This is a genomic window from Alteraurantiacibacter aquimixticola, from assembly GCF_004965515.1.
Taxonomy (GTDB): domain Bacteria; phylum Pseudomonadota; class Alphaproteobacteria; order Sphingomonadales; family Sphingomonadaceae; genus Alteraurantiacibacter; species Alteraurantiacibacter aquimixticola.
This window is the reverse complement of the sequence record NZ_SSHH01000003.1, coordinates 329,119-352,800: the sequence shown is the minus strand read 5'-3', so window position 1 is coordinate 352,800 and position 23,682 is coordinate 329,119. Positions and strand designations below refer to the sequence as shown.

Annotated in this window: 25 protein-coding genes, 1 tRNA gene and 2 pseudogenes; 21 read left to right on the top strand and 7 right to left on the bottom strand. The window is 62.9% G+C overall.

Features of this window, described 5'->3' with window-relative positions; genetic code table 11:
- Positions 1–53: 53 nt before the first annotated feature.
- From feoB to E5222_RS12570, 4 genes are all read right to left on the bottom strand, one after another.
- Positions 54–1,901, bottom strand: coding sequence for a ferrous iron transporter B (gene feoB, locus E5222_RS12585; protein WP_136694133.1), 1,848 nt, complete (start codon positions 1,899–1,901; stop codon positions 54–56).
- On the bottom strand, positions 1,898–2,137 hold the full coding sequence (locus E5222_RS12580; RefSeq protein ID WP_136694132.1) for a FeoA family protein: 240 nt from the start codon (positions 2,135–2,137) through the stop codon (positions 1,898–1,900). The genes feoB and E5222_RS12580 overlap by 4 nt, the downstream gene beginning before the upstream one ends.
- A gap of 315 nt (positions 2,138–2,452) precedes the next feature.
- The gene (locus E5222_RS12575; protein WP_136694131.1) at positions 2,453–3,112 is read right to left on the bottom strand and encodes a COQ9 family protein; all 660 of its coding nucleotides are present in this window, start codon (positions 3,110–3,112) and stop codon (positions 2,453–2,455) included.
- Positions 3,112–3,744, bottom strand: coding sequence for an ankyrin repeat domain-containing protein (locus E5222_RS12570; RefSeq protein WP_136694130.1), 633 nt, complete (start codon positions 3,742–3,744; stop codon positions 3,112–3,114). Before E5222_RS12570 ends, E5222_RS12575 begins: the two co-directional genes overlap by 1 nt.
- Before the next feature lie 86 nt (positions 3,745–3,830).
- On the opposite strand from E5222_RS12570, the gene E5222_RS12565 reads away from it, so the two are divergent.
- From E5222_RS12565 to E5222_RS12540, 6 genes are read left to right on the top strand one after another with little or no spacing between them, the layout of a single operon-like run.
- Complete coding sequence (locus E5222_RS12565) at positions 3,831–4,439, top strand: SCO family protein (protein ID WP_136694129.1); 609 nt, start codon at positions 3,831–3,833, stop codon at positions 4,437–4,439.
- Positions 4,436–4,867: a YcgN family cysteine cluster protein gene (locus tag E5222_RS12560; protein ID WP_425456258.1), complete on the top strand. Its 432-nt coding sequence runs from the start codon at positions 4,436–4,438 to the stop codon at positions 4,865–4,867. Before E5222_RS12565 ends, E5222_RS12560 begins: the two co-directional genes overlap by 4 nt.
- Positions 4,864–5,604, top strand: a complete 741-nt coding sequence (locus E5222_RS12555; protein WP_136694127.1) for a M48 family metallopeptidase — start codon at positions 4,864–4,866, stop codon at positions 5,602–5,604. Before E5222_RS12560 ends, E5222_RS12555 begins: the two co-directional genes overlap by 4 nt.
- 48 nt (positions 5,605–5,652) lie before the next feature.
- Entirely contained in the window at positions 5,653–6,141 is a 489-nt protein-coding gene (locus E5222_RS12550; RefSeq protein WP_136694126.1) for a hypothetical protein, read from the top strand.
- Positions 6,125–7,096, top strand: coding sequence for a bifunctional diaminohydroxyphosphoribosylaminopyrimidine deaminase/5-amino-6-(5-phosphoribosylamino)uracil reductase RibD (ribD, locus tag E5222_RS12545; RefSeq protein ID WP_136694125.1), 972 nt, complete (start codon positions 6,125–6,127; stop codon positions 7,094–7,096). Before E5222_RS12550 ends, ribD begins: the two co-directional genes overlap by 17 nt.
- Positions 7,097–7,110: 14 nt before the next feature.
- Positions 7,111–7,743 (top strand): riboflavin synthase, encoded by a 633-nt coding sequence (locus E5222_RS12540; protein WP_136694124.1) that lies wholly within the window; start codon positions 7,111–7,113, stop codon positions 7,741–7,743.
- A gap of 25 nt (positions 7,744–7,768) precedes the next feature.
- Here the strand turns inward: E5222_RS12540 and E5222_RS12535 are convergent, their stop codons facing one another.
- A complete protein-coding gene (locus E5222_RS12535; RefSeq protein ID WP_136694123.1) occupies positions 7,769–9,433 on the bottom strand; it encodes a GGDEF domain-containing protein in 1,665 nt (554 codons plus the stop codon).
- A 409-nt stretch (positions 9,434–9,842) separates the two neighbouring features.
- On the opposite strand from E5222_RS12535, the gene E5222_RS12530 reads away from it, so the two are divergent.
- The 3 genes from E5222_RS12530 (at position 9,843) to E5222_RS12525 (ending at position 10,583) form a co-directional block, all read left to right on the top strand.
- The gene (locus E5222_RS12530) at positions 9,843–10,094 is read left to right on the top strand and encodes a cold-shock protein (protein ID WP_136694122.1); all 252 of its coding nucleotides are present in this window, start codon (positions 9,843–9,845) and stop codon (positions 10,092–10,094) included.
- A 66-nt stretch (positions 10,095–10,160) separates the two neighbouring features.
- Positions 10,161–10,334 carry a hypothetical protein gene (locus E5222_RS16580; RefSeq protein WP_169053585.1) on the top strand — a complete coding sequence of 58 codons (174 nt, stop codon included), beginning with the start codon at positions 10,161–10,163 and terminating at the stop codon, positions 10,332–10,334.
- 39 nt (positions 10,335–10,373) lie between these two features.
- Positions 10,374–10,583: a hypothetical protein gene (locus E5222_RS12525; protein ID WP_136694121.1), complete on the top strand. Its 210-nt coding sequence runs from the start codon at positions 10,374–10,376 to the stop codon at positions 10,581–10,583.
- 272 nt (positions 10,584–10,855) lie between these two features.
- Here the strand turns inward: E5222_RS12525 and E5222_RS12520 are convergent, their stop codons facing one another.
- Positions 10,856–12,034 (bottom strand): amino acid aminotransferase, encoded by a 1,179-nt coding sequence (locus E5222_RS12520; protein WP_136694341.1) that lies wholly within the window; start codon positions 12,032–12,034, stop codon positions 10,856–10,858.
- Positions 12,035–12,112: 78 nt separating this feature from the next.
- Positions 12,113–12,931, bottom strand: a complete 819-nt coding sequence (locus E5222_RS12515; RefSeq protein WP_136694120.1) for a DUF1134 domain-containing protein — start codon at positions 12,929–12,931, stop codon at positions 12,113–12,115.
- A 268-nt stretch (positions 12,932–13,199) separates the two neighbouring features.
- On the opposite strand from E5222_RS12515, the gene E5222_RS12510 reads away from it, so the two are divergent.
- The 12 genes and pseudogenes from E5222_RS12510 (at position 13,200) to E5222_RS12455 (ending at position 23,677) form a co-directional block, all read left to right on the top strand.
- Positions 13,200–13,291 (top strand) — tRNA-Ser (locus E5222_RS12510).
- A gap of 113 nt (positions 13,292–13,404) precedes the next feature.
- Positions 13,405–13,725, top strand: a pseudogene (locus E5222_RS16890) (Arm DNA-binding domain-containing protein); the annotation flags it as partial.
- A 12-nt stretch (positions 13,726–13,737) separates the two neighbouring features.
- Positions 13,738–14,265 carry a tyrosine-type recombinase/integrase gene (locus E5222_RS16775; RefSeq protein WP_246021757.1) on the top strand — a complete coding sequence of 176 codons (528 nt, stop codon included), beginning with the start codon at positions 13,738–13,740 and terminating at the stop codon, positions 14,263–14,265.
- 614 nt (positions 14,266–14,879) lie between these two features.
- Positions 14,880–14,999 (top strand): annotated as a pseudogene (locus E5222_RS16770) (Arm DNA-binding domain-containing protein); the annotation flags it as partial.
- Between the two features lie 239 nt (positions 15,000–15,238).
- Complete coding sequence (locus tag E5222_RS12490; RefSeq protein ID WP_169053584.1) at positions 15,239–15,961, top strand: LuxR C-terminal-related transcriptional regulator; 723 nt, start codon at positions 15,239–15,241, stop codon at positions 15,959–15,961.
- Positions 15,962–16,189: 228 nt separating this feature from the next.
- A complete protein-coding gene (locus E5222_RS12485) occupies positions 16,190–16,546 on the top strand; it encodes a hypothetical protein (RefSeq protein WP_136694118.1) in 357 nt (118 codons plus the stop codon).
- Position 16,547: 1 nt separating this feature from the next.
- On the top strand, positions 16,548–17,138 hold the full coding sequence (locus tag E5222_RS12480) for a Pvc16 family protein (protein ID WP_136694117.1): 591 nt from the start codon (positions 16,548–16,550) through the stop codon (positions 17,136–17,138).
- Entirely contained in the window at positions 17,138–18,220 is a 1,083-nt protein-coding gene (locus E5222_RS12475; RefSeq protein ID WP_136694116.1) for a hypothetical protein, read from the top strand. The genes E5222_RS12480 and E5222_RS12475 overlap by 1 nt, the downstream gene beginning before the upstream one ends.
- Positions 18,221–18,283: 63 nt before the next feature.
- Complete coding sequence (locus tag E5222_RS12470; RefSeq protein ID WP_136694115.1) at positions 18,284–20,350, top strand: phage tail sheath C-terminal domain-containing protein; 2,067 nt, start codon at positions 18,284–18,286, stop codon at positions 20,348–20,350.
- 13 nt (positions 20,351–20,363) lie between these two features.
- The gene (locus tag E5222_RS12465) at positions 20,364–20,813 is read left to right on the top strand and encodes a phage tail protein (RefSeq protein ID WP_136694114.1); all 450 of its coding nucleotides are present in this window, start codon (positions 20,364–20,366) and stop codon (positions 20,811–20,813) included.
- 12 nt (positions 20,814–20,825) lie between these two features.
- On the top strand, positions 20,826–23,162 hold the full coding sequence (locus E5222_RS12460; RefSeq protein WP_136694113.1) for a phage tail sheath subtilisin-like domain-containing protein: 2,337 nt from the start codon (positions 20,826–20,828) through the stop codon (positions 23,160–23,162).
- Complete coding sequence (locus E5222_RS12455; RefSeq protein ID WP_136694112.1) at positions 23,159–23,677, top strand: phage tail protein; 519 nt, start codon at positions 23,159–23,161, stop codon at positions 23,675–23,677. The genes E5222_RS12460 and E5222_RS12455 overlap by 4 nt, the downstream gene beginning before the upstream one ends.
- Positions 23,678–23,682 lie beyond the last annotated feature (5 nt).

Here is a 23,682-nt window from a genome sequence, read left to right as displayed (position 1 = left end):
TCGGATGGTCGGTCGAGTCGCCACCTCGCAAGGCGGCTTTCCACCGTTTGCGGTCAGAGCCCAAGCGCCGTGGCCGTCCAATAGGTGATGCCGGCAAAGATATAGGCAAGGCCGAAGAGGTATCCGACCATCACCAGCGGCCATTTCCAGCCATTGGTCTCGCGCCGCGCCACCGCGATGGTGGACAAGCATTGCGGGGCGAAGACGAACCAGGCGAGGAAGGCGAGCGCGGTGGGCAGGCTCCAGCCCGCCTGCAGGCGCGGGATCAGCCCTTCGGCCTGCGCATCCTCGTCATCGGCATCCACGGCATAGGTAGTCGCCAGTGCGGAGACCGCGACTTCACGCGCAGCCATGGCCGGGACCAGCGCCAGGCTGATCTCGCGATTGAACCCGATGGGTTCCATCACGACATGCAGCCCGTCGGCAATCTGGCCGGCGAAGCTCGCATCGACCTGACTCTCGCCCGGCTCTGCCTTGGGGAAGCTGAGCAGCAGCCACAGCACCACCGTGGCCATGAAGATGATCGTACCGGCGCGGCGCAGGAACACCCAGGCGCGCTGCCACAGGCCGATGGCAAGGTCGCGCAGCGGCGGCCACTGGTAGCGCGGCATTTCCATGATGAAGCCCGATGCCTCACCCTTGGTCACCGTGCGGCGCAGCACCAGCGCCGCCAGCATCGCGCCGACAATGCCGAACAAATAGAGGCCGAACAGCACCAGCCCCTGCAGCCCGATGCCGGGTCCGACAGTGGTTGCGGGGATGAAGGCGCCGATGATCACCGCATAGACGGGCAGGCGCGCCGAACAGGTCATTAGCGGGGCAATCAGGATCGTCGTCAGCCGGTCCTTGGGATCGGCAATCGAACGCGTCGCCATGATGCCGGGAATGGCGCAGGCGAAGCTGGAAAGCAGCGGGATGAAGCTGCGCCCGGACAGGCCGACATAGGCCATCAGCCGGTCCATGATGAAGGCGGCGCGCGCCATATAGCCCGATTGCTCCATCGCCAGGATGAAGGCGAAGAGGATCACGATCTGCGGCAGGAAGACCACGACCGATCCGACGCCGGTCAGCAGGCCCTGCGTGATGAGGTCGCGGACGAAGCCTTCGGCCATGGTCGCCTCGACAAAGCCGATTGCCGCCTCGATCCCGCCTTCGATCAGACCGATGAAGGGATCGGCCCAGGCAAACACCGCCTGGAAGATCACGAACAGCAAGCCGAACAGGATCACGGGGCCGAGCCAGGGATGCAGCAGAACCTTGTCGAGCTTTGCATGCAGCTGGTGCGCCGCACTTTCGGTGATGATCGCCCCCTTGGCGATATTGCGCGCTGACAGACGCCGTTCGGGCAGGGTCAGCCGCGCGACCTGGTGGCGGGCGGACATGTCCTGCGACCCGGCACCTTCCATCGCTTCGGCGAGCGGTTCCAGCCCGCGCTTGCGCACGGCCACGGTGGGGACAACCGGAACGCCAAGCGCATCGGAAAGGGCGGCCGGGTCGATGACCAGCCCGTCCCGCTCGGCCAGGTCGACCATGTTGAGCGCGATGATCGTGGACTTGCCGAGGCCGATCAGCTCCTGCGCGAAGACGAGATGCTGTTCGAGGTTCGCCGCATCGACCACGATCACGAAGAGGTCGGGCGTTGCCTCGCCCTCGAACTCGCCCATCACCACGCGGCGGGTCACTTCCTCGTCCGGGCTGGACGGGTCGAGCGAATAGGAACCGGGCAGGTCCACCAGCTCCACCGGCTCACCCGAAGGCAGGACCATGCGCCCGCTCTTCCGCTCCACCGTGACGCCGGGATAGTTGGCGATCTTCTGCCGCGCGCCGGTCAGCGCATTGAACAGCGCGCTCTTGCCCGCATTGGGATTGCCGACCAGCGCGGCGGTGCGCAAAGTGCTCATACTTCCTTCACCGTCATGGCCTGCGCATGCACGCGGCGCAGCGCCACCGTCATCCTCCCGATCATGATCGCGATCGGGTCCTTGCCCAGGAAGATGCCGCGATGGGCAATGGCGACGCGCGCGCCTACATCGATGCCCAGCGCGCGCAGGCGCTTGGCCTCATCGGGCGCGAGCGTATCCCAGTCGACGCTGGTGATTTCGGCTCTGGTGAGCGGGGGAAGTGTATCGAGTGTCATGGGCTTTCGAATCTGTGGCAGGCGGTGCCAGAGACGAAAGCTAATTGCAACTGGTTCTCAATATTATTGCCTCAGGCGCCGGCGGCCCGTTTCCAGTGCAATTCTCTCTTTCGTCATTGCGAGCGAAGCGAAGTAATCCAGGGCGGGATGGCACGGCCCTGGATTGCCGCGTCGCTTCGCTCCTCGCAATGACGGAGATTTGAAGTCACGGCAGTCATAGGCCGAACGGCCGCCTGCAGGTGCCCCGCACCCTGAGCTTGTCGAAGGGGGAGGGAATAGCACCGAGGACGCTCGCCCGGATGGGCGAGCGAAACATCAAGAAGAGGGATACCGCAGCCGCCCCAGAAAACGCGCCACGTCGAAATGCTCACGCTCGCCACCAAGCCATTTGGCCTTGGCCTTCTCGAACTTCATCACACCTTCGATCCGGCGGTCGAGGAAGGCGCGGCTGTCGGCCTTGCCCTCGCTCTCGTCATTGACGAAGACCGCCAGCGTGGCGGCATAGATCGAGGCGAGGATCGCGCGCTTGGTATAGTGGTTGTAATCGGTCGCCGTATCGCCAGCGAGGCGCCACATCCTGTCCGCGCTGGCCCAGCCCATTTTCAGCGCACGCGCGACGTTCTGCGGCATGGCCTGGATGGCGAGTGCGCGGCTGAAGGCTTCCTCCAGCCCCATCACCTGTTCCAGCCGGAACCAGACGAGGTCGCGAATGCGGTCGCGAATCTTCACATTGTCGAGCGCGCCATTGCCGAAGCGCGCTTCCATCCTGGCATCGACGCTGCCAACCCAGGCCTCGATCATGTCCATTGCGCCGCCGGGAAAGGCGAGCCGGGCGAGCGCAGGATCGACGCCCTGCGCCTTGGCGGCAGCGAGCAATGCATCGTCACTCCAGCCATCGAATACGGCGGACAGCGCGATTTCGGGTGCGAGCCGCAGCCGCAGATCGTCCAGCGTTTCCTCATCCGCCTGCGCCATCAGAAGCTCGGCCCGTAAGTCGTGCCGCTGCTCGCGCGCTCTCCCTCGGGACGCTCATAGCGGGTGATTGTGCCATTGGTGACGTCGTTCGCACCGCGCAGTCGCGCATAGTCGCGCGCCGAGCGGCCCGAATTGTCATAGCGGTCCGGATCCGCCCCCGCTTGCAGCAGCACGCGCATCAGCTCCGTATTGCGGCCATGCACGGCATACATCAGCGGCGTTTCGCCGGAGGAGTTGGTGACATCCACCCGCGCGCCATGGGCGATCAGCTTCTCCACCCCTTCGACATAGCCGAGCTGTGTCGCCAGCATCAGCGGGGTCATGCCGTCATTGTCGGCGATGTTCACATTGGCGCCTTGCTGGTAGAGGAAATCGATCCACGTACCGTCGCGCCGCGCCACCACGATATGCATCGCGCTGCGCCCGGTGGAGAGGTCGCGCGCATTGACGACGGTGGAGCCTGGCGCGTCGAGCAGCTCGGTCACCTTGGTGCCGTCCTTTTTCTCGACCGCTTGCAGGAACTCGTAGCCGTCCGAATAAAGCTGCGCCGCTGCCGGCATGGCCAAGCCGATGGACAGGCCGGCAAGGCCGGTGAGGATGCCGGTGCGAAGAATCGTTCGAAGAGGAGCCATGTCGCCCCGTGCCCTCCTTGAAAAACGCTGGGGACAGCACAATTGCAGCCCCGCTTTCACTCTTGTCGCCTGCCCGTTAGCAGAGCATGAACCGGATTGTCATGTCCATGCGCACCATTGCCCGTATCGCCGCCTGCCTCGCACTGCCGCTCGCTGTCGCCTGTCAGGAGGCTCCAGCCGTGCCGCCGCCGCTTGAAGGCGCGGCCATTGGCGGGCCGTTCGAACTGGTGAACAGCGCGGGCGAGACCGTGCGCTGGAGCGATTTCGACGGAAGCTATCGCATGGTCTATTTCGGCTATACCTGGTGCCCGGACGTGTGCCCCTTCGATCTCAACCGCATGATGTCGGGCTATCGCCAGTGGGCGGAAGGCAATCCGGATCTGGCCGCCCAGGTCCAGCCGATCTTCATCACCATCGATCCGGAGCGCGACACGCCCGAGAAGATGGCCGAATATACCGCCAATTTCGGCGATAACCTCATGGGCCTCACCGGCTCGCCCGAAGCGATCGCCGAAGCGGCGCAGAATTTCTCCGTCTTCTATGAGCGTGGGCCGGATGACGCGAATGTCGGCTACCTGATGCAGCATTCCAATGCCGGTTACCTGATGGGCCGCAATGGCGAGCCGATCGCGCTGCTCTCGGTCGACGAATCGCCCGACATGGTCGCCGCCGAGCTGGGTCAGTGGGTGCGATGAGGGAAGGTTTCTGGGACCTCCCCCTCGATGCGCTGACGCGCGAGGAGTGGGAGGCCCTGTGCGACGGTTGCGGCCGCTGCTGCCTGCACAAGCTGGAGGATGAGGATAGCGGCGAGATTGCCGAGACCAATGTCGCGTGCAAGCTGCTCGATACCACCACTGCGCGCTGCAAGGACTACAAGCATCGCAAGGCTTTCGTGCCCGATTGCCTGCGCCTCACCCCGGCGCTGGTGAAAAAGGTGCCATGGCTGCCGAAGACCTGCGCCTATCGCCTGCGCGCAGAAGACAAGCCGATCCCCGAATGGCACTATTTGCGCACGGGCAGCCGTGAGGCCATGATCGAGGCAGGCATCAGCGTCGCCCATCGCGTGATCAGCGAGGACGATGCGGGTCCCTTGGAGCATCACATGGTGGAATGGGGTATATGATCGACTGGCTGCGCGCCGATCTCCAGAACCCCTCGGTCACGCTCGATGATGACCGCACCCTCCCCATCGCAATTCGCCGCCACTCACGCGCCCGGCGGCTGGTCATGCGCCTTGCGCCCGACGGCAGCGAGCTCAGGATAACCCTGCCGCCATGGGGCCGCACGCGCGATGCGCTGGTCTTTGCCGAGGCGCGCAGGGAGTGGATTGCCGCGCAGCTCGACCGTATCCCGGGCCGCGTCTCTATCGAGCCGGGCACGCGCCTGCCCTATCGCGGCGCACCCGTGCTGATCGACTGGCGCGAGAAGGCGCCGCGCCGCCCGCGCCTTGCCGAGGACAGGCTGGAGCTTGGTGGCCCCGAACATTTGCTGGAAGGCCGCGTGCGCCGCTGGCTGGAGGGCGAGGCGCTGTCGCTGATGCGCGCGGACCTCGCCTTCTATTGCGAGCAGGCCGAGCATGACGACGTACCCGAACTGCGCCTCAGCCGCGCGAAAAGGCGCTGGGGCAGCTGCACCGGGGAACGCGATACAGGCCGCACCATCCGCATCAACTGGCGCCTTGTCATGGCGCCCGACCATGTCCGCCGCTCGGTCGTCGCGCATGAAGTCGCCCATCTCACCCATTTCGACCACTCGCCTGCCTTCCACGCGCTGCTCGGCGAATTGTTCGAGCATGACATCGCCAAGGCCGACCATTGGCTGAAGCATGAGGGGCGCGGGCTCTACGCTGCTTTCGGCTGATCGCGGCAGGGCTGGCACTTGCGCCGCCCAGCGCCTATCTAGCCGCCCATGAAGCAATTCCTGCGCCGCATTTCCCCCAAGCGTGCCCTTGTCGACCTGTGGCAGGTATGGACCGCGCCGGAACAGTCCCACCGCTGGCCGGTGCTGGGCGTGAGCATTGCGCTGACCTTTGCCATGTTCATGCTGTTCATCCCCGAAAGCCAGCGGATCGAGCCGCGCCCGCCGGAGGTGACCTGGATCTCCACCTTTTCGGAAGACCGGACCGAGCAGCAGATCATCGCCTCCAATTGCCGCAACCAGCAGTTGAAGGATGCGTTGCAGGCACGGCTGGACCAGCGTGCAGAGATCCGCCGCGATTTGTGGATGGCGCTGGGCCGCGCGACCTTCATCGATGTCGATGCAATCGAGGCGGAGGCCGAGGCGACGCGCGCCACCGCGGAGCAGTCTGGCAACGCTCCGATCCGTTCCGATTCGCCGCTCGCTGCGCTGACGGTGGAGGAATATTGCGCCAGGGCCCTTGATGCCGCGCTTGGCTGAGGACAATCGCTGGCTCGACGCCGCGGCCAGCATTGCCACCCGCAGCAGGGCGCTGAGCGCGCCCAACCCTGCCGTCGGCGCGATCATCGTGAAGGATGGTATCGTCGTGGGTCGCGGCTGGACCGCCGCCGGGGGTCGCCCGCATGCAGAAGCTATCGCGCTGGAACAGGCGGGAGAGGCCGCGCGCGGCGCGACGCTTTACGTTACGCTGGAACCCTGCGCCCATCACTCCGAACGCGGCCCGGCCTGTGCCGATATCGTCACCGAGGCTGCTCCCGCCCGCGTCGTTATCGGTTGCGGCGATCCCGATCCGCGCACCAATGGGCGCGGTATCGCGAAACTGCGGCAGGCGGGTATTGCGGTAGAGCTGATCGACCATGCCGCCAGCTGCGAAAGCCTCGCCGGTTTCCTCACCCGCCAGGTCGAGGGCCGCCCGCATGTGACGCTGAAGCTGGCGGTGAGCGCGGACGGCTTCATCGGTCCGCTATCGGGAGAGCCGGTCACGATTACCGGCGAAGCGGCACGCGCGCATGTCCACCGCCAGCGCGCTTTGTCCGAAGCCATCGTGGTGGGTGGCGCGACCTTGCGAAACGACGCCCCGCGCCTCGACGTGCGGCTGCCGGGGCTGGAGGACCGCTCCCCCCGCCGCTTCGTTCTGACGCGCGGGAAAGCTCCCGAAGGCTGGGGCAAGCTCTCCAGCCCGCAGGCCATTCGCGGACTCCTGCCGATGCAGCATGTCTATGTCGAAGGCGGCGCGGCCACCGCCAATGCCTTCCTCGAAGCAGAGTTGGTCGATTGCCTGCATGTCTATTGCGCCGATCACGAGTTGGGCGACGGCATTCCCGCCTATGGCGCGCTGGGTCCCGCTCCGGATGGCGCAGCCCCGCCCGGCTTTACCTGCGTTGACCAGCGACGCATTGGCGGCGATAGGCTGTTCACCTACCGACCGGACTAATCAGGGGAACACGGATGTTCACCGGCATCGTCACCGCCATCGGCACGATCGAAAGCATCGAACAGCGCGGCGATATGCGCGTGACGATCAGCTGCCCGTGGGATCCCGCCACCATCGATATCGGCGCCTCGATCGCCTGTTCGGGCGTCTGCCTCACCGTGGTGAAACGCGCCCGTCGACAGGCTCAGGATGAGCGGGGTGGAGCCTCCTTCACCGTAGACGTCTCGGCGGAGACCGTCTCGCGCACTGCCGCCGGCATGTGGACCGAAGGCCGCAAGATCAATCTCGAACCCTCGCTGCGCATGGGCGACGAGCTGGGCGGCCATATCGTCACCGGCCATGTCGATGCGGTCGGCCGCGTCCTCCATTGGGAGCCGCGCGGAGATTCGCACCACGTCACCATCGAAGCCCCGAAAAAGCTCGCCCCCTTCCTCGCGCCCAAGGGATCGGTGACGGTGGACGGCGTCTCACTGACGGTAAATGCGGTCTTCGACCAGCCCGACGGCAGCGTCCATTTCGACCTCAACATCATCCCGCATACAGCGGAAGTCACCACGCTGGGTGACCTCGACAAGGGCAGCGAGGTGAACCTCGAGATCGACGTGGTTGCGCGCTATTTGCAGCGGATGGCGAGCTTGCGGGGGTAGGCAGGCTCAGCCCGGCACCCCACGGTCAGGCAGCTATCGCAACTCTGTTGCGGCCGTGCTTCTTGGCGGAATAAAGAGCAGCATCGGCATCGCGATAGGCCGCCGCCATACCGCGCTCATCGATCATGCCGATCCCGAAACTTGCCGTGATCCTGTGACCTTTGAGGTCGATTTCGGCATTGGCGCCAAGTTCGATCTGCGCCCGGACAAGGTCCGCCTGGCCTTGCGCGTCGGATATCGTCGCCGCCGGCAGCAGCAGGGCAAATTCCTCTCCGCCGATACGATAGGCAGCACAGTGATCGACGGAGCTCAGTACTTCGTTGAGTATCCTGGCGACCGACCGCAACACATCGTCGCCTGTTTGATGCCCGTAAGTGTCGTTGATGGACTTGAAGTGATCGAGATCCAATATTGCCAGCGCGCGGCCTGACGCAGGAGGGTCGACATCATCGAAGGCACGCCGGTTCAACAGCCCAGTCAGGCCATCCCGCTCAGCCAGGCGAATAAGCTTGGCCTCCTCTTCCTGCGCCCTATCCCGTTCCCGTCGCAGGGTCATGAATCGATCTGCCACACCCAGGGAGGTCACGATAATTTCAATGCATAATGCGATGTACATCATGTCATCCAGCGCTGCTGGCGCTTCGGAAAGACCCAGCCCCCGGGTGGCCCGCTCGAGACCGGCGAAGACAATCCCCGCCCAGCCCGCGACAAGGAACTTCGCTGAACGGCTTCCCTGCTTAAGCGCCGCGGAAATGGCGGCAAACAAGACCGCAACCACCGGAACATAGGAAATAAAGTAGAGTTGGTTGCCCCAATATCGGGTTGCTTCGCCGCCAAGATCGACAAAAGCCGTGACACTAACCAGGAAGACTGCGGTGACGGCCATGGAGCGCTTCATCCAGCGCCCCAGCAATCCCGGCTCGATAAAAGACCGGGCAAACATCATTGCCATGGCAACGCAAATGGCGAAGCCCCACAAGCTGATGGACCAGCGTGTGCGCAACGCAATTTCCGGCAGCAGGATGAACAAGAGGCCAGACGAAGATGAAACATAGGCGACCATCGCCACGGCCATACCCAGATGGAGCAGGTTGAAACGCTCCTTCAGCACATAGAAGAACAGGCAGTCGTAGAGAATTGGCAGAAGGAGCAATGCCAGCATCAACATGTAGAGCAGTGACCGGTGATAGTGCAGTTGATCCGCCGTTTTCCGGTCGACGATCCTGGCAGACGAGAATGTCGCCCGCGCCTGGGCTCGATCGAAACCAAAGGCAATGCCGGTCAGTCGCGCATCGCGATGAGGGATATCGACGCCAAACCTGGTTCCGGCAAACCAGTTCGCAACCGCGATCCGAGGGCCGTATTCCTGGCGAATGCGTTCACCGTCCGCGTATTCGAATACTAGCGTCAGTCTTTCAAAACTTGTCGGGTCCGCTTGCCAGACGAGCGGCCCATCGGGCAGCGACGTTGAAGAAAGGTCGGAATATGACCACACATGCGCCGATCCGTCAGAAAAGCGATCATCGCCGCAATTCAACGTTCTCTCGCTAGCCTCAACCCAGGAAATTGGCTGGTTGCTGCCCACGGTACAGGCGATCGGGCCGAGGGGAAGGCTTTCGCCTGGCTCTGCATTGAAGGAAACAGGTGCAGCGGCAACCGCGTTCGCTCCAAACAACGCAGCCAAAAGCATCAGAAAGACAAGTATTTTACGAGTTAGTGCTCTCACTTGCCCCAAATCCCAGCCCGCCAGCAGGTTCCGGGTTAAAAGACCTTGGTTTCTTTTGAGTTAAATTAAATATATTGCCGAATATAGAGATTCGAAGTCTTTATTGGCGCACCAGCCGGGCAGACGCCATGGTCATCGCGCAGGGCGAAGATCTTCTGCAAGAAAAGCGGCAGGATGGCGATCAGGCTCCGTGGAAAGAGCACTTCTTCGCTGACGCTTGTAATCACCGCGCGGCGTCACCATCTTTATATGAGCTACCAGTCGCAACCGACGGTCTAAGCGCTCACGATCGAGCGCCCTTTCCTTCTCTTTCGCCTCTTAGCCGCGGCCCTGGCCAATCCCGGCAAGCTGCACAGAAGGAAAGGAACGGGAAATGACCTATCTCGGTCACATCAAGTCATACGACAACAGCAATGGCATCGGCCTGATCAGCCCCGACGATGGGGGCGACGATCTCCCCTTCAAGCGGGCCGACCTCCAGGAACAGGAACGGGCCCCCGTGACCGACCAGCGCTTCTGCTACGAAACCAGCGAGGTCAATGGCGCCAACAGGCGGGCGATCAACCTGCGTGAACCCGACGGCGCCCGGATCAAGATGGAACAGGCCCGCAGCCAGCGCGGATGACGGGAATCGGCAGCTGCGTGTCCTGACACGGGCTGCCGCATCCTTGAACTCAAGAGAGGCACCGCAATGGACATGAACCAGTTGCTCTACAATCATGAGTTGGCGAAGCTGAATGCGAAACGGGCCATCCTGCTGGATGATCGCAAGACCTATTTCGACCTCGTGAATCACTATGCCAAGCGGATTGCCGAATACCGCACCGCCCGGGGCTTGCCCCGAACCGGCTGGCCCGAAGAATAGCGTTTTCCCTCATACCCGGATTCAAACAGGAGCAAATGCATGACCGATGGCCCAGTTCGTCCCTTCCTGATCACCAAGGACGAAAGTGGTGCGTTCCGACTGACCGTGCGCGACACCCGCTATAATTCGCAGGATTATCCCGTCGTGACGTCGCATCTGCAGGACGAGATCTTTCCCACGGCAGGAGCGGCAAAGGCCTTCGCGAAAGAGAAGTTCAACGCGAAGACGGGCGAATATGCGATGAAGTAGACCTTGCGCGGCAACCATGCGCTGCGCCGCCCCTCTCCCGTCAACGGAACGTCTTCGGAGCTTTCCTACACTGTGACTTATCTGGCGCAGATGCAGCCATGTCGCCGCATCCGTCCTTTACGTCCGGGCCTGTCACGGCCGTCTCAGACCGCGATGTGCGGTTCGCGAAAGGTCACACCCCTTCGCTCCGAAAGCACGCGCGAAGCTGCCTCCCGCGCGGGATTGGCGCGGAAGGTCACAGTCGCCTGAATGCGCTCCCGTGTTCCGCGCGGTCAGCCGCTGACGGCTGCGAGCGCGCTCACGAACTTGTCGATATTGCCCATGGTCAGGCCGGCCACGTTGATGCGGCCCGATCCTGCCATGTAGACGCCATGGTCCTCGCGCAGGGCAAGGATCTGCTCCTTGGAGAGCGGGAGGATCGCAAACATGCCCTGCTGCGTGCCCAGCGGGGCGAGGTTGACCGCGCCTGCATTGGAGCTGGCAGCCAGCTTCTCACGCACCTGGCGGATGCGCGCGCGCATGGAGTCGAGTTCATCGGTCCACTGCTTGGTCATCGCCGGGTCGGTCAGCGCCAGCCGCACGGCGGACGCGCCGTGATCGGGCGGCATGGACCAGTTGGCGCGGGCGAGCGCATAGCCGTTGGACATGGCCTTGGCGGTGTCCTCTGCATTGGCGGTGAGCACGTAGAAGGCGCCCACGCGGTCGCGATAGAGGCCGAAGTTCTTGTCGCAGCTATAGGCGATCAGCACTTCGGGAACGGCGGCCACGACCTTGCGGGTGCCATAGGCGTCCTCCTCCATGCCATCGCCCAGGCCCTGATAGGCGAGGTCGACGATCGGCAGCACGCCGGTCTCCGCCAGCAGGCTGGCAATCTCGTCCCACTGATCGTTGGTGTAATCGACGCCGGTGGGGTTGTGGCAGCAGCCATGCAGCAGCACCGCATCCGTGGAACCGGCTCCGCGCAGTGCATCGCGCAGCGCATCCATGTCCGCCGTGCCGTCCGCCTTCGCATGGTTGAAGCCGACCATCTCGACGCCAGTGTCTGCGAGGATCTGCGCATGGTTGGGCCAGCTGGGCGTGCCCATCAGGATGCGGGTGACGCCGGCCTTGCGCGCCATGGCGACGGCGAGGCGCACCGCGCCCGTGCCGCCCGGCGTCTGCATGCCATCGATCCGCCCGCCCAGTGCCGGGTCGGACCCGCCGAAAATATGCGGCATCAGAGCATGGACGAAGCCCATATCGCCTTCGGGGCCGAGATAGGCCTTGGTGTCCTGCTCCGCGACCAGCTTGGCCTCCGCCGCCTTGATGCAGGCGAAGACCGGCGTGCCGCCTGTCGCGGTGCGGTAGACGCCCACGCCGAGGTCGATCTTGTCCTCCCTCGGATCGGCATCGTGGAGCTTGATGAGCGCGAGCAGCGCGTCGGCGGGTTGTTGTTCGAGTCTGTCCAGCATCACGGCGCGCTCAATGCCGCTGCATGCCTCCTACCGCAAGATGGAATGTGCCGTAGCGGACGGCTTTTTGCGCAATCTTCAGAAAGGCAGCCAGCGCTGCTTGTGCGAAAAGCGCATGTAACCGGCATTCACGCCAAGGCGCAGGCCCGCGCCCACGCGGATCGGGATCAGCACCGTATTGCCCTTGCGAAGGTAGGATGCGTTGAAGCCTCCGACGAGGTAAGCTTGTCCCTCACCCGCCGGGAAACGCTCATAGAGCTGCTCGGTATCGTCGACATTGTAGACGAGGACAAAGGTGTTGCCGGCATTGGCACCCGCATCGAAGCCGATGGAGGGGCCGGTCCAGTAGATCGGCTGGTTGCCCTCGATCCGGTGGTACAGCGTGCCCGAGCCATAGCGCACGCCGAAGACGAAGGCGCCGCCGCCCTCGCGGCCGACGATATAGGCATCGGGTTCGCCCTGCTCTTCGAGGATGTCCTCGATCAGGCGGGCAAGGCCTTCCGCGCCGCGCCCGAACAGCCCCTCTGCCGCACCGATCAGGTCATCCTTGGCATAGGTGGTTTCGGACTGCGTGGTGGCCGGGACCGGCTGGGGCGCCGCAGTCGTCGCCGAGACTGGAGCGGGATAGACTTCCGGCGGAAGTTCGTTCGACGCATCGGGATAGGTGGGCGTGGGCTGCTGCGTGTAGCGCGCGGAGGGGCCATCGACCTGGTAGGGCGTATCCGCCGTCGCACCTGCACGCGAGGATGGCTGCACAAGGTCCGCATCAATCGCCATGTCGGGATCAACGGTCTCGATCTGCTGCGCGCTCGCACCGGCCGCGCCGGTGACGGCAAGTGCTGCGGCAGCAAGCGCCACGACACCCTTGCGGCAGATATCGGCAAAACTCTTCGGCATGTCGGCCCCCTCTTTCCACGGGCGGATTGGCTTGGTGTCCGGCATCGGGCGCGAGGCGCAGCGCGCGGACCACTTCTGCGGCAAACAGAGTCCTCTGCGCGTGAAGCGGCAATGAACGCGCGGCAAGGTGAGTCCGTTTTGCGGCGAAGCGAATCGGAAAGCGGGGCAAAACGCCGAAATGTGGCAATTTCCGGTGGCTACTTGCGGCGGACCGACACCCCCGTTATAGCGCGCCCCGTTCGCCCCTTTGGCACATTGGGGCGAACGTGGAGACGTGGGTGAGTGGCTGAAACCAGTTCCCTGCTAAGGAACCATACCTCTATCGGGGTATCGAGGGTTCGAATCCCTCCGTCTCCGCCACCTCACCTTTCCCAGAAAGTCTGATATAGTCCCAAAAACCCCGGAATTGCGGGACTTTTGGCCACACTACTGTCCCAGATCTTCCCAAGAGTTCTTGCTGATTACCACACCACTTGTGGGGCTACGCGTGGGTCAGAAAGGAATCGGGATTGGGAAACTTGACCGCATCGGGAATCAAAAACCTGGAAAAGCCCAGCCGATATTCGGATGGTGACGGTCTGATCCTGAAGTTTCGTGGGTCTGGGAAGGGCAGCTGGATCCTTCGGGTTCAGAGGCAAGGCAAGCGCCAGACACAATGGATAAGAACCCTGGAAACCTATGCCTTCCCCAAGCTGGGTGACCGATTGGTCTCGGATATTGGGGTTCCATTGATTCGGGATACGCTCGCTCCGATCTGACTTACCAAGCCGGAAACCGCTCGCCGCGTGCGGCAACGGATAGGTTCAGTGCTGGACTGGGCGCGTGCCAAAGGGTTCAGAGACTCAGAAGCTCCGATGCTCTTGGTCATGAGAGGGCTCCCGCGCCAGCAAAAGAAACCCAAGCACCATGCAACAATGCCCTACCCCGAGATTCCCCAGTTTCTGGTTTCTCTACGAAAACGATCTTCGGTTGGACGATTAGCGCTGGAATTTCTCATCCTGACAGCGGCGCGATCAGGTGAAATGCGTGGCGCAACCTGGAACGAGATTGATCTTGCAAAGAAGCTTTGGACGGTCCCCGCGGAAAGGATGAAGGCAGGCAACACTCATGTTGTGCCGCTCTCGCGCTCAGCGATTAATGTCCTCCGGCGTGCCAAGCAATTCCGATCCCCCCGCAGCGATCTGATTTTTCCCGGGCAGGTCTCTCGAAGACAAATGTCAGATATGACCTTGCTCAAGATTCTTCGGGACAAGGGTGAGGATTTCACAGTTCATGGCTTTCGTTCCTCGTTCCGTGACTGGGTCGCAGAAAAACTGACTATCCAGGAGAGGTAGCGGAAGCGGCTTTGGCTCATACGATCGTAAATCGGGTCGACGCCGCATATCGGCGCACCGACTACATCGGCAAGCGCCGCCCCATGATGGAGGAATGGGCCGAATTCTGCGGCGGCAAATAAGCGCTCGTCAAGCAAACCATACGCGAGTTCGACGAAGCTTGCCTTGCACCTGCGCCAGTCCTTTCGCCCGACAAAATCAGGGCCATCCGCGAGGCAGAGCATGTCTCCCAGCCTGTGTTCGCACGCTATCTCAACGTTTCGAAGAACCTGGTGTCGGACCGGGGGCGCGGGGGAAAAACCGGGAGGTTCAGCACTGCGCCTGCCGTCGATAATCCAACGCAATGTGCTGGACGCTGTCGCTTGAGTAGGCAGCTGCGGCGGGGTCGACCCATGTGTCGCATCGGCTGTGTCCGAAAAATGTAGCAGAATTTCGGACAAGGGCCGGGAGCGCGATCATTGTTGGCTGCGAAACCAAGGAGCTGGAATAGCCGAGAACTATAGTCGATCGTGCAACGGCTAGTATTCCCTTCTGAAAGCGAGTCTGCGTTCGGTCCGGTCAACAGCACCCTTGTCTGGTCCCGTTGCGCATGCACCAGATAAAGGTCTGAAATCATGGCGCTAACAGAGGTTGCAATTCGCAAGGCTAAGGCTGGTCCGAAAGACTACAAAATGGGCGACTCGTTAGGCCTATTCCTTTTGGTGCAGCCAAGCGGCGGAAAACTGTGGCGGATGACCTAGAGCAAATCCTCCCTTCGTCCCGCAGTCTATGCAATCCGGCGCTTTCGGTTCCGAAAGACCATTGACGGAACAAGCAGATTCGTGGGAGTTTTACAGAACAGCAAAGTAATGACTCTCGCGATTCGTTAACTAACGGAATAACCGCGAGAAAAATTCATTCAGATGCGAGTTCGCGGGTCGCACTGGGAGGATGGCATCAGATGCTTCCTCGCAATCGGCAGGCCGGAGACTCGATGATGCAATCAGACCACTTACGGTTACCCGAACTCACTTTGGGTTCGCGCGAAAAGCCCGCCTCACACACTGTTCTGATCGCCAGCGAAGTGGCGCTGGTTTCCGAAGGCCTCAGTCTCCAGCTCACCCGAACCGGGACGGTTCAAGTGCTGGGTCACGGCAAGCCCGACAGCGCCATGCTCCATCGCATTCTTGAATTGCAGCCCGATGCGGTGATCCTCGATTTTGGTTCGCGCAGCAGTGGTCTGCTTGCCGAACAGCTTCGTCAGGCCCAACTCTCACGCCGCATCGTAGGCGTCGCAATTGCCAATGGTGCGATCGAGGTGGCGGACTGGGCGAGACTGGGCGTGGCGGGGTTCGTCGATAACGAAGGCACTGTCGAAGATGTCATTACTGCCATCGACCTGGTGGCGAGGGGTGAATTCAGTTGTTCGCCCCGTACCGCTGCCCGGCTGGTCTCGCGATTGGTTTGCAACAACGGCCCGCGCGCCAATCTCTTGCAGCGCCCGCATCTTGGCACCGAAACCGACCTGGGCCGATTGACCCCGCGCGAAACCGAAATCCTGTTCGATCTCGAACGCGGCGCGACCAACAAGGAAATCGCCAGGCGGCTTGGGGTGAGCGTCTCGACAGTGAAGAACCATGTCCATCACGTGCTCGAAAAACTGAACGTCGATAGGCGGCAACAGGCTGGTGCATTGGTCCGCTCGGTCGCAGACTGACGCGCCGCATTTCCTTCTGATATTGTCGGACTGTGCCGCGACCCGGCGGAATCGATACTGCTGGGCGCGGTGCTGAGTCGGTCGGATCAATGGTCCGGGCCAGTTGGCCAGAAAGCGATCTAGATCCTGGCGGTTGGGGTTCAGATCACATTTGAACCGTTCGGACCATTTTCAGAAGCATCTCCAGCAAAGACAATCCGAACCTCGTTGAGACGGAGGCAGGACGATATGGAAGAGGTGCGGGTCCTGGCCGACAGCATTCTCCCCATGCGCTGGGGCCTGGTGGCGGAAGCGATCGACCAGTGCCCGCAAACCCGCATTGTAGCGCACGGAATTTCTCCTGAAGGCATTCCCGCGGCGATCGAGCAGCATCGACCGCAAGTGGTGATCCTGGGATCGCAGGAGTCCCTTTCCCGCGGCAACGACTTCGCGGAAACCCTCGGTCATCTGGTCAGTGTGCGACGCGTCATCACCCTGTTCGATCGGGGCGGAGTAGCGCAGCTGCGCGAGTGGCGGCAATCGATCAACACGATCGAAGAACTATCCATCGAGAGCCTGTGCGCAGCCATCAGGGGGAGCCACTAGGATGGCGGACTCTGCCGGGATTGGTCATGTGACGCAGAGCCTTGAGGGTGCTTTGCGCGCCGCGGTTAGCAATTCCGGGCCCTTCTCGGGGACAGTGATCGACCTTCGTTGCCCCACCGAAATCGACACCCCGGCTGCGGGGGCGATGACCCTGTCGCTGTGGCTTTACCGTGTGCGCCGGTTTGACGACATGGAGAACCGCCCGCCCAGCGTCGATGCCAACGGGCGGCTGGTGCCCGCACCCCTGCCCCTTGTTCTGCATTACCTGCTCACTCCCTTTGCAGCCGGAGAGTTGGCCCGGCAGCGTTTGCTCGGTCACGCGATGCAGGCGATGCACGCGCAGGCGCAACTCGGAACCGAATTCACCCGCGCAGCCCTTCTTGGACCTCTCGATAGCGCGATCGGGATACATCTCGAACAACAGAGCTTCGAGGAAGCAACGCGTGTCTGGCACGCGTTGAACGAGGTCTACCGCCTGTCTGTCTCCTACTTTGTCCAATACGTCCCGATCGAAGCGTCCCGCAGTTTTGCCCAAGGCAGCCCGGTGCTCGACCGCAGCTTGCGTACGGCAGCAATCGAGGAGGTCCTGTGATGGACGCGCAGATCTCTGCCGGTGGCCGAACCTATGCAGTTTGCCGCGACGGGGAAGGACGCCGACTCGCCTTTGTTGTTGGCCAACTACTCGACGATGCCGACGGTACGGGTCTTGCCCGTCAGGCAATCCTTTCCTGCGACGAACCATTGCTGGGAATTGCCCAGTCGGACAAGGAATATGCGCTGGCTGGTGAACGCGGGGTCGCGCTGGTTGACGAGAGTGTTGCGCACAACTTGCCAGTAACGGTGCGCGTTCCCGGATACCGCGACGCGAGCACGACGATCACGGTTCCCGCGTTCGCTGCCCGTCCGATACGCCTCGATCTGGCGCTGCGCCGACGCCCACAAACCATCCGCGGAAGGGTGTTGGGCCATGGAGCCGGGGCCAATCCCCCGCTGCTGCCGGTCGCGGGGGCCAGCCTGACCATTTCCGGACCATCACTGCCAGGCGGCGAATTGCCGCTGTTGCTGCGGCAGCCTTTGCCCGTCGACCCGGCTCCCGGCGCAACGCTGCGAAGCCGCGCACTGGCTGCGCAGCCGGAACTGTCGCTGATCGAGCCGGCGGAGCGCGATTCACAGGCGATCTCGATCGCCGATCCTCAGGCAGCAGGGCCAGGGACGATAATCCGCTTGGGTCCGGCCGAAGGCGGATTCTGGGCAGAGATTGCGCAGTTGGTTGCCCACCCGGACCGTGCAGCACCTGCGGTTCTGGCCCTGCTGACCGCCCCCTTGACTGGATCGGCCCCGAACGGATCGACCATCGATGCCTTTTCACTGGCGGGATACTCTGGGTCCGTTGCGACGCCGCAGGGCCCCTGTCACGCGGGCGAGGCAGTCATCTGGGTCAACAGCCTGCCCGCAGCAAGCGCGGTGCTCGTTCTGCGGCAGCCGGGACAGCCGGACCGATACTTTGACCGAGATGCCATCTCCGGCCCGCTCGGGGACTACACAATTCACGGCTTTGCCCGGATGGATCTGCCGGAGCTACGCGTTTCTGCCGCGGGGTTTGCGACACAAAGCCGCACTCTGCCGGTCGCACGCGCGCTGTCCGGCGACCTGGACTGGGTCCTGGCGCCATGACCGTGCGCTTCACCCCCAACCCGAAATCGTACCGTTCACGCTTTGCTGAAAGGACCGCTGACCATGGCTGAGTATCTCGCACCCGGGGTCTATCTGGAGGAAAAGGACCTCAAGGCTCCTTCGATAGAGGCCGTCAGCACCAGCACGACCGGGATGGTCGGCCATGCCCAGCGCGGCCCGACCAACGGTCCGCCGGTGCTGGTAACCAACATGCTGCAGTTCCGGCAGCACTTTGGGGGGCCTCTGCCCACCACGACGGCGGATTCGGAAATGTTCTATGCCGCGCAGGGCTACTTTGCCAACGGTGGACGCCGGCTCTATGTCATCCGCGCAATCGGCGGCGGGGCCGGAGCAACCCAGTTCGCCACGCAAGGCGGCATCATCACCCGGCTTGCTGCGGGATCGGACGCAACGGTCGACACTCCGAACGCCCGGCTTGCCAGCACCCTTGGCCTTCGCGACGGGACCAACCTGACCTTCTCCTTCGTGCAGGAAGGCGTCACGCACACCTCGAGCGCGCGTGCGATTGCCGCCAACGGAGTGAATTCGGCGACCGGCGATATCACCCTTACCGCCAATCTCGACGTTTCTCCGGCAGGACCTGCCGTCTTTCCCGCTCGTGCCACCGCAGTTGCGACCGGCATTGGCAGTCTGAACGCGGCAGGCGTTCCCACCAATGCAGGCCGACCGGCCAGCGTGACCTTCGCAGCGGTCGATCAGGGCAGTTGGGGGGACGCCATTGTCATTACCACGCGGCACGTCGCACCGGCCCGCAGCACCTCGGTTGCTCTGGTTGGACCAGGCGCGGTGGACAACAACCGCCTGCGCCTCGCGTCCGCCGCCGGCTTCTATCCGCTGGCATGGGTCCAGATCGACAGAGGGGCGGGTGCGGACAAGATCTTCCGCCAGGTCCTCGCGGTCAACGGCACGATAGTGACACTGTCCGGCCAGGCGATGAACGCGGCGTCGATAGCCCCCGCAGCACCGGCTACCGAGACAGTGGTTTCGGTCTGCGAATTCGCCATGACAGTCAGTTACGACGGCGTGACGGAAACGTACAATTCGCTCACCCTAGCCAACGTTCCCGGCAAGTTCGTGATCGACCAGATCAACAATCGCTCATCGATCATCACCGCGCTTGCCGCATCACTGCCCGCGCAAACGCACCCGATCAATTTCCCGGTCGGCGACGACGGTCTCAATCTCAGACCGACCACGGCCGGAGTGGATGCCGCGCCGAATGCTGCGGCGATCCGCGGTACCGATGCAGGTCCGGGCGCAAGGACGGGGCTGCGGGCGCTTGAGGAAGTGGAGGACATTTCGATCATTGTTGCACCCGGGTGGGGAGACGCGAGCGTGCAGGCCGCCATGATCGAACAATGCGAGCGCCTGCGTTACCGCGTGACCTTGCTCGATCCGGACCTGGTCGGCGGTGTGGCCCCGACCTTGCCCCAGATCCAGGCGCAACGACTGCGCTACGACACCAAGTACGCAGCGATCTATTATCCCCGCATCCTCGTCCGCGACGCGAATGACCAGCTCCGTGCAATTGGCCCGTCGGGTCACATGGCAGGGCTATGTGCCCGGATCGACAACGAGCGCGGGGTATTCAAGTCGCCCGGCAACGAGACGATGCGCAATGTCGAGGAACTGGAAGCCATCGTGACCAAGGGCGAGCACGAAGTGCTCAACCCACAGCCCAACAATATCAACGTGATCCGCGATTTCCGCCCTAACGGGCGTGGTATCCGCATCTACGGCGCACGGTGCATCACGAGTGCCAGCGACTGGAAATATCTCGCCGTGCGGCGGTTGTTCATTTTCATCGAACGCTCGATCGACATCGGCACCCAGTGGGCCGTGCTGGAACCCAACGACCAGCGGCTTTGGGACCGCCTGATCGATAGCGTGGATGGTTTCCTGACAACCCAGTGGCGAGAGGGAGCCTTGCTCGGGTTCGAAAAGAGCGATGCCTTCTACATCCGCTGCGGCACCAGCACCATGACCCAGGACGATATCGATAACGGCCGGTTGGTGATGGAGATCGGTATCGCGCCAGTGAAGCCAGCCGAATTCGTCATCATCCGCATCAGCCAGACGGCGAGCGGTTCCTTCGCAACCGAAGCTTGAGAGGGGCAGAACCATGCCTGACAGAAATCGTGCCGATCCTTTCCGCGGCTACAACTTCCGCGTGGAATTCGACGGGATCACCAGATGTGCCTTTCGTGAAATCTCCGGCCTGACATTCGAAGTCGATCCGGTCGAATACCGCGAAGGTGACGAGCAGTATCTCCACGTGCGCAAGCTGTTCGGGCTGCGCAAGTTCACCAACCTGCAGGCGAAGCGCGGGATCACGACCGACCTTCAGCTCTACAAGTGGTATCACGAGATCCTGCGCGGCGGCGCCCGGCTGCGCGATGGCGCAATCATCCTGACCAACGAACTGCAGCGTGACCAGCTGCGCTGGTCGTTTCGCAACGGCTTCATCTGCAAATGGGAGGGGCCAAGCCTCAATGCCACATCCAATGATGTAGCTATCGAGATGATCGAGATCTGCGTCGATCGCGTCGAGCTTGCGGCTACGGTCCAATAGGAGCGACGCAAGGTGGCAACCGGCCTCAATCCCGGCGCTCACGCCAGCTGGCAACGCAAGGAGGCTCCGCCCCAGGTGCGGATTGACGTGCCGGCGTTTATCGGGATCGCCGAGCGCGGGCCGCTCGGTGCGGCCGTATCGGTCGAAAGCTGGCTTCAATTCACGGCCGTGTTCGGAAGCTTTCTGCCGAACGCGTTTCTTGCCCAAGCGGTGCGAGCCTTCTTCGAGAACGGCGGGGAGCGATGTTTCGTTGCCCGCGTCGCCGCTGGCGAGATTGCAAGCCAGACTGCGGGGGTTCAGCCAACCGACCGCAGTTCGAGCGTTGTGGCAGACGCTGCAGGGTTTTTCGAAGGTGTCATCGCCACCCTGCGCCAGAGGGTTGAAACCGTAATCGCCGGACTCCAGCCCGCCGATCGCGCGACCAGCGTGGTCGCTGCGACCACCGGGCTTGTCCCGGGCGACGCCGTGATCCTCTTGCAGTCAGGTACCGCCCCCGTTCAGGCCACGATCCGGACGCTTGATCCGGTAGCCCAGTCGATCGCCTGGGAGCAGCCCCTTCCGATCACACTCGACCTGACGCAGCCAATCATTGTGCGCGCGGACGCTGTGGACGAAAGGGTGGTACAGTCTGTCTCGGGTTCGACTGTTCACTGGCATCGACCGCTGGACCTGCGCTTCAGCCTGGCTGCCCCAATCGACATCGCAATAGGCTGTGCCTCTGCTGCGGCCAGTGCAGTCGACGCCGAAGGCCGCGAAATTCTCTACTTCGGCGCGGCAAGCGCGGGTCGTTGGGGAAATCGCCTGACCGTAAGGCTGACGACCAGCCTCGATCCGGAAATCGCAACCCGCCGGCTCTCTGTTCCCGATCTGCCCGATCGACTGACGCTGGATCGGCTCGATCAGTTGAGGCCGGGCAGCACGGTTGAGATCGCGCAAGATGGCGCAACCACAGCCCGAAACGAGATCGCCGATGTCGACCGAACCGAGCTGCGGGTCAAGCTGCTTAACCCATTGATCGGCTTCGACCCGCTGGCGGCCGCGAACGGTACCAAACCGATCCGCGTCCGCCGTCTGGCTTTGACGGTGTCGGTGCGCGAGCGGGGCAGGCTGGTGGAAACGCACCCGGCCCTGGACCTGCCGCGCATCACAGAGCCGGACAACAGCCCTGTCAACGAGCGGTCGAGGTTCATTCGCATCCGGCGCCTGCCCGGCACTTCGTTGGGCTGGCCGGACCCGGATTCCCCGCTCATGCGGTTTGGAGAATTGCATCCCACCGGCGGGCGGGATGGTATTGCCTTGCTTCAATCGTCGGACTTCACCGGATCGGCCGATGCCTCACCCGTCGGCATGCGCCTGTTCGAGGATATCGACGAGCCCGCAGCCCTGGCGATGCCCGACATCGTGCTGCCTGCGATGGCTGCCCGCGAAACGCTGGCACCAGAGCCGGACCTTCCCGACCCGTGCAACATCTGCGCGCACCCCACACCGCCTCTTGCATCGCCGGCCGGGAGCGAACTGGTGGAGGCCACACCCGGGTTCGGCGAGTTCGAAGTCCTTGCCATACAACAAGCGATGGTGGAGCACTGTGAAGCACGAGGCGATCGCATCGCAATTCTCGATCCGCCGCTTTCGCCTGACCAGCGCGCGCTCGACTGGCCTAGGCTAGCGAGCTGGCGGCAGCGGTTCGATAGCAGTTACGCCGCGACCTATTTTCCATGGATCGGTGTGGTCGATCCCCTGGGCGGTCCGAATGCGGAATTGCGCTTACTGCCGCCCAGCGGACATGTTCTCGGTCAGATCGCTGCTGCAGACCGCGATCCAGGAAGCGGTGCCCCCGCCAACCGATGGCTCGCCTGGACATCTGCAGTGCAGGTCGATTTTGATGATGGGCGGCATGCGATCTTGAACGAAACAGGCATCAATGCGATCACGTCGCGACCCGGGCGCGGCATTCGTGTCATGGGCGCGCGCACGCTCGCCAGCAATTCGCTCTGGAAACAACTCGCCGTGCGACGGCAGTTCCTTCGGCTCAAGCGGCTGATTTCCAAGGCCATGGCCTGGACGGTTTTCGAACCTGCCAACGTGCATTTCGAACGCTGTGTTTTCGCCACCCTCGAAGGGTTGCTGGAGCAGGAATGGCAAAGCCGGCGCTTGGCCGGAAACAGGGCAGAAGAAGCATTCCGGATTGCGATCGCACGAAGCGCCGCAGATATCGATGACGGACGCTTCGTAGTCCACATCGCGGTCGCGCCAGTATTTCCGGCAGAGTTCGTACTCTTGCGGCTGGTGCGCTCGCATGATCGCCTGCAACTGGCGGAATCCACTGCAACGGGAGGCTGGCCAACATGACCCGCCCGAGGGATCCCGCTTTGGCCTACAACTTCTCGATCTCGCTGGCCGAGAGCGCCGGCACTGGAGCGTTGATCCAGACGACCGTAGGCCTGCCGCCGCAAGGTGGGTTTTCTGAGTGCGCGGGACTGGAACTGACCATTCCTGCAGAAACCTACGCCGAGGGTGGCAACAACGGCACATTGCTCAAGTTCACCGGTCGCGCCGCATGGTCGAACATCAAGCTGAAGCGCGGCGTGGTGACGTCGGCGGACCTGTGGCGTTGGCACTATGACTACATCGAGGGGCGCGGAAAGCGCCGTGACGGCGTGATCGCTCTGCTGGACGATCGGGGCAAGGCCGTGCGCAGTTGGCGCTTCGTGCGCGGGCTGCCGGTGCGCTGGGCGGGACCGGGGCTTGATGCGTCTCAGTCACGGGTCGCGATCGAGGAGATCGAGATCGCACACGAGGGGTTGCGACAGACCGGCGCTGGCAGCGGCTCGCTCGCCGATACCGTTTCGAACCTGTTCGGATGAGGAGC